Source organism: Marinobacter sp., from assembly GCF_039977835.1.
In the GTDB taxonomy this organism is placed as follows: domain Bacteria; phylum Pseudomonadota; class Gammaproteobacteria; order Pseudomonadales; family Oleiphilaceae; genus Marinobacter.
Genome location: NZ_JBDWCL010000014.1, coordinates 71,857 through 83,087, shown reverse-complemented (window position 1 = coordinate 83,087; position 11,231 = coordinate 71,857). Strand labels below are relative to the sequence as shown.

General features: G+C 52.5%; 11 protein-coding genes. 2 read left to right on the top strand and 9 right to left on the bottom strand.

Going from position 1 to position 11,231, the window contains the following annotated elements; all coding sequences use genetic code 11:
- Window positions 1-200 precede the first annotated feature (200 nt).
- Both istB and ABJM11_RS06240 read left to right on the top strand, forming a co-directional pair.
- A complete protein-coding gene (istB, locus tag ABJM11_RS06245) occupies window positions 201-890 on the top strand; it encodes an IS21-like element helper ATPase IstB (RefSeq protein WP_348294042.1) in 690 nt (229 codons plus the stop codon).
- 314 nt (window positions 891-1,204) lie between these two features.
- Window positions 1,205-2,412, top strand: a protein-coding gene (locus ABJM11_RS06240; protein ID WP_348294040.1) for an IS3 family transposase whose coding sequence is annotated in 2 segments (ribosomal slippage) — window positions 1,205-1,532 and window positions 1,532-2,412 — 1,209 coding nt in all. Because the reading frame shifts where the segments join, the coding sequence is not laid out codon by codon here.
- A 151-nt stretch (window positions 2,413-2,563) separates the two neighbouring features.
- Here the strand turns inward: ABJM11_RS06240 and ABJM11_RS06235 are convergent.
- The 9 genes from ABJM11_RS06235 to paaH all read right to left on the bottom strand — a co-directional run bounded on the left by ABJM11_RS06235 (window position 2,564) and on the right by paaH (window position 11,223).
- Window positions 2,564-3,463, bottom strand: coding sequence for an NAD(P)-dependent oxidoreductase (locus ABJM11_RS06235; protein WP_348294039.1), 900 nt, complete (start codon window positions 3,461-3,463; stop codon window positions 2,564-2,566).
- A 1-nt stretch (window position 3,464) separates the two neighbouring features.
- Window positions 3,465-3,851 (bottom strand): carboxymuconolactone decarboxylase family protein, encoded by a 387-nt coding sequence (locus ABJM11_RS06230; protein WP_348294038.1) that lies wholly within the window; start codon window positions 3,849-3,851, stop codon window positions 3,465-3,467.
- 81 nt (window positions 3,852-3,932) lie between these two features.
- Window positions 3,933-4,946 (bottom strand): branched-chain amino acid ABC transporter permease, encoded by a 1,014-nt coding sequence (locus ABJM11_RS06225; RefSeq protein ID WP_348294036.1) that lies wholly within the window; start codon window positions 4,944-4,946, stop codon window positions 3,933-3,935.
- A gap of 13 nt (window positions 4,947-4,959) precedes the next feature.
- Window positions 4,960-5,847 carry a branched-chain amino acid ABC transporter permease gene (locus ABJM11_RS06220; protein ID WP_348294034.1) on the bottom strand — a complete coding sequence of 296 codons (888 nt, stop codon included), beginning with the start codon at window positions 5,845-5,847 and terminating at the stop codon, window positions 4,960-4,962.
- Window positions 5,840-6,577: an ABC transporter ATP-binding protein gene (locus ABJM11_RS06215; RefSeq protein WP_348294033.1), complete on the bottom strand. Its 738-nt coding sequence runs from the start codon at window positions 6,575-6,577 to the stop codon at window positions 5,840-5,842. The genes ABJM11_RS06220 and ABJM11_RS06215 overlap by 8 nt, the downstream gene beginning before the upstream one ends.
- Before the next feature lie 2 nt (window positions 6,578-6,579).
- Window positions 6,580-7,296, bottom strand: a complete 717-nt coding sequence (locus ABJM11_RS06210; RefSeq protein WP_407069970.1) for an ABC transporter ATP-binding protein — start codon at window positions 7,294-7,296, stop codon at window positions 6,580-6,582.
- A gap of 114 nt (window positions 7,297-7,410) precedes the next feature.
- Window positions 7,411-8,646, bottom strand: a complete 1,236-nt coding sequence (locus ABJM11_RS06205; protein WP_348294030.1) for an ABC transporter substrate-binding protein — start codon at window positions 8,644-8,646, stop codon at window positions 7,411-7,413.
- Window positions 8,647-8,949: 303 nt separating this feature from the next.
- A complete protein-coding gene (locus ABJM11_RS06200; protein ID WP_348294029.1) occupies window positions 8,950-9,594 on the bottom strand; it encodes a hypothetical protein in 645 nt (214 codons plus the stop codon).
- A 96-nt stretch (window positions 9,595-9,690) separates the two neighbouring features.
- The gene (paaH, locus tag ABJM11_RS06195) at window positions 9,691-11,223 is read right to left on the bottom strand and encodes a 3-hydroxyacyl-CoA dehydrogenase PaaH (RefSeq protein WP_348294027.1); all 1,533 of its coding nucleotides are present in this window, start codon (window positions 11,221-11,223) and stop codon (window positions 9,691-9,693) included.
- Window positions 11,224-11,231: the final 8 nt, after the last annotated feature.

The following is an 11,231-nucleotide window of genomic DNA, read 5'->3' as shown; positions in this document are numbered from 1 at the left end:
ATTAAAGACTACCTGGCAAGATACAACGACGATCCCAAACCTTTTATCTGGCGCAAAACAGCGGATCAAATCATTGCATCAATCGCTCGTCTTTCCGATAAGCTGAATAATAAGACGAACTTTTGTTAAGGCACACTAGGACATCACCCCTGAGCACGACACAAACCCTGGCAAGACTGAAAGACCTGAAGTTAGGCGGCATGGCTGCCGCCCTGGAACACCAGCAAAACCAGCCGGGCACCTACGACGAATTGCCGTTCGCCGAGCGCCTGGAACTGCTGCTGGATCGGAAGTTCCAGACCCGAGAGTACCGGAAACAGGACCGCCTGGTACGCCAGGCCCGCTTCAAGCTCCGTGCCTCGATCCAGGACATCGACTACCAGCACCCACGCAATCTGAAGAAAGCTCAAGTGGCCCAACTGGCTCAGACCGACTGGCTGGAGCGTGGTCAGAACCTGCTGATTACCGGCCCCTGCGGCAGCGGTAAAACCTACCTGGGCTGTGCACTGGGGCATCAGGCCTGCCTGAACGGACTTAGCAGCCGGTATTACCGGATCTCCCGATTACTGCTGGAACTGACTCAGGCCAAGGCTGACGGCACCTACCAGAAGACGCTGAACCAGCTGGCCAAAGTGAAGTTGCTGATCCTGGATGACTGGGGACTCGAAGCCCTGAAACCGGCACACCGGAACGACCTGATGGAGATCATGGATGACCGTCACGACACACACTCGACGATGATCATCAGCCAACTGCCTACCGATCAGTGGTATGCCGCCATCGGCGATAACACCCTGGCTGACGCTATCCTGGACCGGCTCATGCACAACGCCCATCGCTGGGCTCTGAAGGGGGAATCGATGAGAAAACGACTTCAGGAAATTGACTGAATGTGAACACCGGAGTACAAACACCGGTGGGTGATGCGTTAAGAAAAATGGTGTTCACGTTCAACCGGTATGGGTGTTCACGTTCGCCGGAATACGCAACCCTTCTGTTCTTCATGATTGCGTCGCCAACGGCATATGTATCAAGAACTCCCCAACTATAATCGAAGGCAGTGATGCCTTTGGAGCAAGCAGCTGACTATGCAAGCTGCGAATAAACATCACAAAGCCAGCGGGTGTAGTAGCCCCCATTTAAACCGGACATCTTGGTAGAAGCAAAGGCCTAGGCATAGACCTAGTGCAAAGGAGTGTCCAAGGTGGAGAGAATCGAAGTCATAACCGGAGTGCAGCGCCGTCGCCGGTATTCCGCGCAAGAGAAGGCATTCATGGTTGCGGAATGTGAGCGACCAGGCATGTGGGTATCGCTTGTAGCCCGGCGTCATGGTATATCAGCAAGTCTGTTGTTCCGTTGGAAGAAGCTGATGAAAGACGGTGGCATGTCGGCGATTGAGTCCGGTGATGAGGTTGTAAGCGCATCCGAGGTGAAAACCCTGAACAAGAAGGTTCGGGAGCTGGAGCGGATGTTGGGCCGCAAGACGATGGAAGCTGAAATACTCCGGGAAGCCCTGGAGGTGGCTCAGTCAAAAAAGTTGATCTCGCGCATGCCGTTGCTGCCGCCGGACGTTACCCTCTAAAGCGGGTTGCGGAAGTGCTGAAGGTATCGCGCTCCAATCTTCTGGATCGCCTTCATGGTCGCCAGAAAGGCCGAAGCCCGAGATACAGCAAACAGGACGATGATCGACATCTACCGTTTATCCGTGAGCTGTGCGATGCGCGTGCTGCCAATGGCTATCGAAGGATTACCGCACGCCTGAATCGGTTGCTCGCAGCCAACGATGAGCGAGTAAACCACAAGCGCGTGTACCGACTGATGAAGCAGGATGGGCTGCTGTTACCCCGGTATACAGGGCGGCCTCAAGAGCGCTGTCACAATGACCAGGTCATTCCGTTGAAGCCGGACCTTCGCTGGTGTTCAGACGGCTTTGAAATCCGCTGCTGGAACAAGGAAGTTGTCCGTGTAGCCTTCAGCCTGGACTGCTGTGATCGCGAGCTGATGCGCTATGTAGCGACCACTGGTGGCATCACTGCTGAGGTGGTTCAGGACTTACTGTTGGAAAGCCTGGAATACCGGTTCGGCCAGTCAGAGCGAGTGCCTCACCCGCTGGAATGGCTGACGGATAATGGCAGCTGCTACATTGCCAAGGAAACACGATCCTTCGCGTCTTCTCTGGGCTTCGTAGTGTGTACCACGCCGGTCAGAAGCCCTCAGAGCAACGGCATGGCTGAGGCCTTCGTGAAGACGTTCAAGCGGGACTACGTGTATCTGAACGATCTTCCTGATGCTGCCACGGTGATGGCCAGGTTGCCGGAATGGATCGAAGACTATAATCGCAGCCATCCACACCAAGGACTGACAATGAAATCGCCCTGGGAGTACCGGGCGGAGCTGGCATCAAATGAATGAGGTGGTGTCCAGTTTAGCGGGGGCAACTACATTTCCTCTTCACTGTGGCATAACGAATAGCGAACACTTCATGCACATTCTCAGACATTGCCCCTCCTCCACATTTTTATTTTAAGAGACGCTCAAATAGCACCCTCTGTCCGTGATGTACCTACTCCCTTTCACTCATAAAACGAAAGATCTCCGTATGATCACGACCTTCCGGCATGGAATGTTTTGCCTGATTCCAAAGCTCCGCACATGCTTCAAGCACCGGGGAGTTCCTGTGCAACCCTTCAGCCATAGAGAGTGCTATACCCAGATCCTTTGCCATCAAACCCAAACTAAAACCGGAGTTAAATGCCTGAGATAGAATAAACTGCTGAAACTTTCCTTCAGTGCTGTTGTTTCGCCCACTTGATGCATTAAGTACATCAATGGCTTTAGCCGGTTCGATGCCAAAGTTTCGGGCAATCTGTACCGCATCCGACGCAGCTACCAATCCGGCTGCCGACACATAATTGTTCAAAGCCTTGATGGCGTGACCTGCCCCCAGTGGGCCGACGTAAAACAATTTGTTCCCCATCATCGCCAGCAAAGGGCTGATGTCCTTATAGATCTGCTCATCACCGCCGACCATGACTGCCAACTCACGCGACTCAGCTTTCTTGACGCCCCCGGAAACCGGTGCGTCGATGAAAGCGATGCCCAGCTCCGCCAAGGCTTGCCCTCTCTCGCGGGTGCCATTTGGTTCGGAGGAGCTCATGTCAATCACCAGACTGCCTTTACCAAGCCTGTGGGCCAGTCCACTGGCCCCGCTCTCCCCACCGCCAAACAGCACGGAATTCACAATGTCACCATTGGGTAGCATCAAAATAACGACGCCCAGTTCCTCATCCAGGTCCTCATATGATACAAACCTGGCGCTGTACGTATCCGCAAACCTTTTAGCGACATCCATATCGGCATCATTGACGATTAAACGGATGCCGCTGCTCGACAGATTTCTCGCGATCGGCCACCCCATTTTCCCGAGACCAATAAACCCCACCGTTGATTGTTTCAGGTCCATATCACTTATCTTCCGCATCATATTCCGCAAGCACCTGGCGAGCAATGCGGAAACTATCGATACCAGCAGGGATTCCGCAATAGACAGCCACCTGAAGGAGTATTTCCCGGATTTCCTCACGAGACAATCCATTATTCAATGCGCCCCGGAGATGCAATGCCAGCTCATGCGGGCGATTCAAGGCGCTGATCATTGCAAGGTTGATCACGCTCCGCTGCTGCTTACTTAGCGTTTCACGCCCCCAAACGGCTCCCCAGCAAAATTCGGTCGCCAATTCCTGTAGCGGCATCGAAAACTCATCCGCATTTTTCAGCGAGTTATCCACGTATTCATCGCCAAGGACCTCACGGCGGATGTTTAGGCCTTTCTCAAACAGTTCACTGGACATATCGTCGTCTCCTGCATCTGATAATTGATCAAAACGATGAGGTTGCCCGTTTACGCTTGAGCAGCCTCACCAGACCGTCCTTCAGGTATCGGCCCCAACAGTCTTTTCCCCGGATGCCGCAACTCGCTCCTTCGAAACAGCCTTCTTATCCGGTGCTCTTCTCTTAATTGCTCTCAGCGCTTTTCTCACATTGCTGTGCGGATCCAGCGATTCACCGACAATTCCTTTACGGAAGGCCATAACGATCAGTACAAAAATCGCGCCCTGAATAAACATGACCCACTGCCCGGCTTCTGCGAGAGAGCTTTGCAATGTCACAATGATTCCTGCCCCGACAATCGGCCCCAACATGGTTCCAACACCGCCCACCAGAGTCATCAATACAACTTCACCTGACAGATGCCAGCTTGCACCATTAAGGGATGCAAGTCCGAACACAATGACCGAGAGGCCTCCCGCCAAACCTGAGAATGCTGCAGAGAACACAAATACCCCAAGTTTGTAATTTGCAATGCTGTAACCCAACGACACCGCCCGATCCGGATTTTGGCCAATTGACCGCAACACCTGCCCAAACGGAGAGTACACAATGCGATAGATCGCCAGGAAACTAAGCACACAAATGCCAAGCACCACATAATAGAAGTTGACGTTGTCCTTGAGATCGATCAGCCCCAACAGCTCTCCTCGGGGTACGTTCTGAATCCCGTCTTCTCCACCGGTAAATGGTGCCTGCAGATAGATGAAGTAAATCATCTGTGCCAAAGCCAGGGTAATCATGGCGAAGTAAATCCCCAGCCTTCTAACCGCAACAAGGCCAAAAACCAGCCCCAACAGGGTCGCAGCGATAACACCGGCGAGGAGGCCAAGCTCAAAGCCCAAGTTCCAACTGGTTAGAGCGTACGCAGTGACATAACCCGCAGTGCCATAAAAGGCTGCGTGCCCAAAAGACAGCAATCCTGCGTAGCCAAGCAGCAGATTAAAGGCACTGGCAAACAGCGCGAGGCACAAGATCTTCATCAGGAAAACCGGGTAAAACAAAAACGGGGCAATCAGCGCAACAATTGCCAATCCCACCAAGAATGCGATACGCATTGGATAAACCTCCTTAAACAGCCTTTCCGAAGAGCCCGGACGGCTTAACAAGCAGTACAATGACCATGACAACGAAAATCACCACGCTAGACGCTTCCGGATAAACAACACGAGTCAGCCCCTCGACAATCCCCAGGCCAAACCCGGCAATAATGGCTCCACCAATGGAACCCATTCCGCCTATCACAACGACCGCGAAGACAATGATGACAAGGTCAACACCCATGAGCGGAGACACCTGATAAACCGGAGCAGCCATCACCCCGGCAAGCGCTGCGAGAGCAACACCGGCTCCATAGGTCAGAGTGATCAGAGTCGGCACCCGGATACCGAAGGCTTGGACCAGTTGGGGGTTTTCCGTAGCCGCGCGCAGGTATGAACCAAGTTTGGTTCGCTCAATGAGATACCATGTCGACCCACACACAATGACCGAGGCGACAAGAACCCAACCCCGATATATGGGAAGGTACATAAAGGTAAGATTCAGTGTACCCTTGAGGAGTTCTGGCACTTCGTATAGTTGCCCGGAGACACCAAAGAGATTGAGAAATAGTGCCTGGATCATGAGCGCTATGCCGAATGTCAGGAGTAGGCCGTATATATGATCAACATGGTAGAGCTTGCGGATCAGAAATCGCTCCATGATAACTCCGAATATCCCGACAATAATGGGCACCAGTATCAAAGCGAACCAGTAGTTAATACCCAAATAATTCAACAACATCCAGCCAACAAAGGCGCCCAGCATATACAACGCGCCGTGGGAAAAGTTGATGATATTCAGAAGCCCGAAAATAATGGCCAAACCCAGGCTGAGCATTGCGTAAAACGATCCGTTGATCAGACCGATGGCCACCTGCCCCATGATCACCTGGATTGGCATACCGAAAATATCAAACATGGCTGCCTTCCTCCTCCTGAATTACTTCAATACTCAGGTATCGTTCCACTTGTGCCGGGTTATCAAGCACTTCCTGATTAGTGAATTCGTTAACGATTGCCCCTTCCTGGAAGACATAGTGGCGATCCGCGACCTGACTGGCGAAACGCGAATTCTGTTCGACGAGAAGAATGGTGGTACCCCGAGCCTTGAGCATCTTAATGACATTGGCAATGGCATCTATAATGATTGGCGCCAGACCTTCGGTAGGCTCATCCAGCAAAAGGAAGTTCGCACCAGTACGTAGAATCCGGGCCATGGCCAGCATTTGCTGCTCACCGCCAGACAAATGGGTGCCCCGGCTGTCCAGGCGTTCCCGGATATTGGGGAACAGCGAATATATTTCATCCAGAGTCATCGGGTTATCGCTGATGACAGGAGGCAGCATCAGGTTCTCCTTGACCGTCAGCGAGCTGAATATACCTCGCTCTTCCGGGACATATCCGATACCACACCGGGCTATCTGATCGGAAGATAGGGAGATAATTTCTTTCCCATTGAATCGGATACTGCCTTCCCGCGTTTGAAGCACTCCCATAATGGCGCGCAGAGTCGTCGTTTTGCCCGCGCCATTACGACCAAGTAAGGTAACAACCTCCCCTTGATTGACATGAAATGACGCATCGTGGACAACCTTGGATTCTCCATATCTTGCTGAGAGATTTTCTACATAGAGCAGTGAATCGTTCATAGTCAGGCTCTCTTATTCTCGCCAGTCCCTACATAGGCCTCGAGGACCTTCGGATGCTGGGAAACATAGTCATAATCCCCTTCAACCAGGACCTGTCCACGCTGCATTACAGTGATCACATCGGACAATTGCGCAACGACACTCATATTGTGCTCGACCATCAGGACCGTTCTGCCTTTCGCAACATGACCAATAAGGTTGCTGATTTTATTGATATCCTCTTGTCCCAGACCAGCCATAGGTTCATCAAGCAGCAAGACATCTGGCTCAAGAGCCAACGTTGTAGCGAGTTCAAGGGCCCGTTTCCGACCATACGGAAGCTGACCGGCGATATGGTATGCGTAGTCCATCAGCCCTACATCTTCGATCAAGGCAAGGCATGCCTCATCAAGAGCATTCAGGGAACCAAGCGATTTCCAAAACCGGGAAGGAGTGCCATATTTGCGAAGGCGCGCCATTTTGACGTTCTCAAGCACAGTCATTTCCGGAAATATCGCAGAAATCTGAAATGATCGGACCATACCCTTGCGGGCAAGATTGGCGGGTCGAATTCCGGTAATATCCGAACCCTTGAACGTTATCTTGCCTGCCGACGGTTGGTGGAACTTGGTAATCAGGTTAAAGAGCGTACTTTTGCCTGCCCCGTTTGGGCCTATCACCGCATGAAGGGTTCCCTCGCGAATCTTCAGATTGACATCGTCAACGGCCGTAAAGCCCATGAAATTCTTGGTAAGGCCCTGAGTTTCAATCACGTATTTCCTGTCCACAACGAACAACCTCTTTTTGCTGGAGTAGAGTGGGGAGGGCCTGCCCCTCCCCTTGAGGCTATCTGGTTAGTTGTTGCCGGATACGTATTGGCACTCGCTCAGTTCTAGCGGGCGATATGCTTGGTCACCGGGGATGACACGAACAATCTCCGCCATGTCCCATTCGGACTTTGACTCCGCCGGAGTTTTGATCTTCGCCAAGTACATGTCATGGACCATTCGACCGTCCTCACGGATGTAGCCGTTACGGGAGAAGGCGTCATTAATGGGCTGAGACTTCATATGTTTAACAACAACATCCGAATCGTCTGTACCGGTGGCCTCAATCGCTTTCAGGTACTGGGTGACGGCGGAATAGATACCCGCGTGTATCATGGTAGGCATGCCGCCATGGCGTTCATAAAAGCGCTGTGCAAACTCACGGGTCTGGTCGTCATAATCCCAGTAATAGCCGGTCGTAAACTGCATACCCTGGGCGACATCGACCGTCAGTGCCTGGATGTCTGTCAGGAATACGAGCATGCCGGCAAGAATTTGACCGCCCTGCGTAATACCAAACTCGTTAGCCTGCTTAACGGCAGTGCTGAAATCATTACCGGCATTTGCCAAACCAACCACCTGGGCTCCTGAGCCCTGGGCCTGCAGCAAGTACGATGCAAAGTCGGTTGTACTTAACGGGTGCCGCGCCTTGCCGAGTACCTCACCACCGTTCGCCAGCACAACTTCCTCGGTGTGCTGTTCCAGGGAGTGGCCGAAGGCATAATCCGCAGTGATAAAGTACCACTCCGTATTGCCCTCCTTCACGATCGCATTACCGGTACCGGTTGCCAGTGCAAAAGTGTCATAAACATAATGAATGCCGTATTTTGAGCACCCATCACCGGTGAGCCGGGTCGATGCGCTGCCCGCCCCGATCGTCACCCGCCCACGGTCATCACCGAGCCCGAATAGTGAGAGCGCTGAAGCGGAATCCATCGACTCCACAATCATGTCCACGTCTTCGTCGTCAAACCAACGACTAGCCGTTGCCTGAGCGACACTTACCTTGTTCTGGTAGTCCGCGGAAACGAACTCGATCGGCTTGCCCAAAATCTCGTTGCCATAGTCCTCGATTGCCATCTCTGCCGCCAGCACGGCTCCGGGACCACCATTGGCGGAATACACACCAGACATATCAACCATCGCACCGATCTTTACTTTCTCGTCACTGAACTCCTGAGCATTTGCTGTGGATATAGACAACGCCAGTGCCGTTACTGAGATGAGGGTTTTACTCATCTTTTGAGAAATGATTGCCACCATACTGTCCTCTCTTTGGTCATATCGACCTTCTTGTTCTCACATGCAGCTCACTAGAAAGCCGCCCAACATGTATAGAGGCAAAGTGGAGACCAAGATTGCAAAAAACATTTAAATACAATAGTTTAATCCATTTCTTGGCATGCAGAACGGGAGAGCAAGGCAAAATTTTGTAGTCGGCGAGAACACTTGGCCCGACAGCGTACACTGAACTTCAGGAACGAACGGGCGATAGTTCATGGTTGAGAGGGCTAAAATTCCACAAAGCGGAAGGTTACAAAGCGCCGCTAGGAAGGAAGGTAACGTTCAACGGGGGTCCGATACCACTTGCAGAAGCCGATAGGCGGTACTGTTCAGAAGTGGCCATTCAAACTTGAGGGCTTGATGAGCTGAGCACTCGTTCCATGCTGACGCCACCACACCTGGCCTGACGCCTTCAATCAATACCGCAGCTTCCCGTGGGAAACTGAAGCCTGACGGATTTGTGAAAAAGGGTTGGTTCGCGCCATACAACCAGAATTTTACAGAAGTGATACCCGACAACGGGAAAATTTGATGACTTAGCATATTCAGGAGAGACGTGACATGAAATTCGCTGTTCATTGCAAGCCGGAAGGTCATTGCGGTGCCGCCAATACTTCGGTTCATACTCAGCACTAACCCACCACCAAGGTGGCTGATCCGGGATATGAACCCGGGAATCGAGTCAGCAGAGCCCGAATTTTCGCATGAAAAGGGAGAATGTGTATTTCTCAAAGACACTGTATTTGCCGAGGCGTACTCATAGAGGCAAAAATACCGCGGCCCCTCTGACAAGGATTCGTAACGCCTTACCTGGAGAAAATCCTTGCCTTGAAAAGCCGCAGGCTGCTCAACATTAGTAAACCAGTCATCCAGTTCCTTGCCACTGTTGACCCCTGCATCGAACCAAACACCGAGAGCTCCTTCCATACGTTCTCCTGGGCACCTGAACCATCAAAGAAATAGCGTCTTATCTTCCCAAAACCACCAAAAGAGACCGATCAAGAGTCAATGGGCCTCTGGAACCTAGTCCGCTACATGCGCGTTATGGAATGTCGCTCCGAGCATGCCTTTCCTCCGCAACAGCGGAGAAACCCGGTATCGATTCAGTCCGTAAAATTTTGACAGGTTGTCTAAAACCTCCACAACATTGGCCAGTCCAAGCTCATCCGCCCATGCAAGAGGCCCCTTGGGATAATTCACGCCACTGCACATTGCTTTATCACAGTCAGACACATCACACACACCAAGATGAACAGCATCCGCCGCTTCATTGGCTAGCATACAGACCGTTCTCATGACGACCATACCGGGGATATCGTCTATCCTGGAGACCGCTCTGCCGGTGGCTTGAAGTAACGCCTCAACAGTCCTGACAGCATCTTCCGCACACTGGTCCGAGGGGGCGATAGCCAGGCGGGTAGCCGTTGAATAATCAAGCGCCAGGTCGAGGAGAACAAGATTGGCGTGCCCACATTCCAATGCTCGCTGCGTAGCCAGACGACCATCCGTCAGAGCCAGAACGGCGTTGCCTACGCGGATGATGCCCTCGCCCTCTTGCCTTCGCACCCTGACGCCGCTGTCAACAATCAGGTCAATCAACGGCTCTGCCTGGCCCACCGAGCCCTCAACAACAATGTCCTCCATTGTTTGATCGGCAGTGTCAGCCATCACAGTGCTCTCAACCTCACAACCGTCATAATCATAAAATCCACGCCCGGTTTTACGGCCAAGCAGACCGCCATCGACATACTCTTTCTGGAGAAGGGATGGCAGGAAGCGAGGATCCTGATAGTACGCAGAGAAAACCGAACTGGTTACGGCATAATTGACGTCCAGCCCAATCAGATCCATCAACTCGAAGGCACCCATTCGGAACCCGCCACACTCCTTCAATACCGCATCGATCATTGCCACACTGGCGGCCCCTTCTTCCAGAACCCTCAGGGCCTCCGCATAGAAGGGCCTAGCGACCCGATTAACAATAAATCCGGGGGTTGAACGTGCACGCACCGGATGCTTCCCCCATATCCGGGACAGCTCGGTAACGCGATCCAGAATCTCCGGGGAGGAGGCCAGGCCACTGACAACCTCAACCAGTTTCAGAATCGGGGCCGGATTAAAAAAATGCATCCCCACCAGACGCTCTGGCCGTTTCAATGCCGAACCAATAGCGGTGATCGAGATGGATGAGGTGTTCGTGGCAAGGATGACCTCATCGCCACATATCACCTCAAGGTCAGTAAAAAGCGTCTGTTTGGCGCTCAAGTTTTCAACGATGGCTTCGATTACGAGGCCTGATGACCCCAATTGCTCGATGTTGGAAGCAGGAGTAATGTGCCCAATGATATCGTTCAGCTGCGTTTCAGCGATTTTCCCCCTTTTCACCAGTCCTTCAAGACCACGCTGGATTCGGGAAACACCCTGTTCCGCAGCGCCCTCCGTCACATCGTAAAGAAACACTTTGTGGCCCGCGCTCGCTGCAACCTGGGCGATGCCGGCCCCCATGGTTCCGGCACCCACAACCCCGATACACAGAGATGAAAAAGGATTACTCATTCAATAAC

Excerpts from the sequence above, each read along its gene's own strand:
- istB (WP_348294042.1), top strand. The coding sequence starts at position 201 with ATGGCTGCCGCCCTGGAACACCAGCAAAACCAGCCGGGCACCTACGAC.
- ABJM11_RS06235 (WP_348294039.1), bottom strand. The coding sequence starts at position 3,463 with ATGGACCTGAAACAATCAACGGTGGGGTTTATTGGTCTCGGGAAAATG.
- ABJM11_RS06230 (WP_348294038.1), bottom strand. The coding sequence starts at position 3,851 with ATGTCCAGTGAACTGTTTGAGAAAGGCCTAAACATCCGCCGTGAGGTC.
- ABJM11_RS06225 (WP_348294036.1), bottom strand. The coding sequence starts at position 4,946 with ATGCGTATCGCATTCTTGGTGGGATTGGCAATTGTTGCGCTGATTGCC.
- ABJM11_RS06220 (WP_348294034.1), bottom strand. The coding sequence starts at position 5,847 with ATGTTTGATATTTTCGGTATGCCAATCCAGGTGATCATGGGGCAGGTG.
- ABJM11_RS06215 (WP_348294033.1), bottom strand. The coding sequence starts at position 6,577 with ATGAACGATTCACTGCTCTATGTAGAAAATCTCTCAGCAAGATATGGA.
- ABJM11_RS06210 (WP_407069970.1), bottom strand. The coding sequence starts at position 7,296 with ATGGGCTTTACGGCCGTTGACGATGTCAATCTGAAGATTCGCGAGGGA.
- ABJM11_RS06205 (WP_348294030.1), bottom strand. The coding sequence starts at position 8,646 with ATGGTGGCAATCATTTCTCAAAAGATGAGTAAAACCCTCATCTCAGTA.
- ABJM11_RS06200 (WP_348294029.1), bottom strand. The coding sequence starts at position 9,594 with ATGGAAGGAGCTCTCGGTGTTTGGTTCGATGCAGGGGTCAACAGTGGC.
- paaH (WP_348294027.1), bottom strand. The coding sequence starts at position 11,223 with ATGAGTAATCCTTTTTCATCTCTGTGTATCGGGGTTGTGGGTGCCGGA.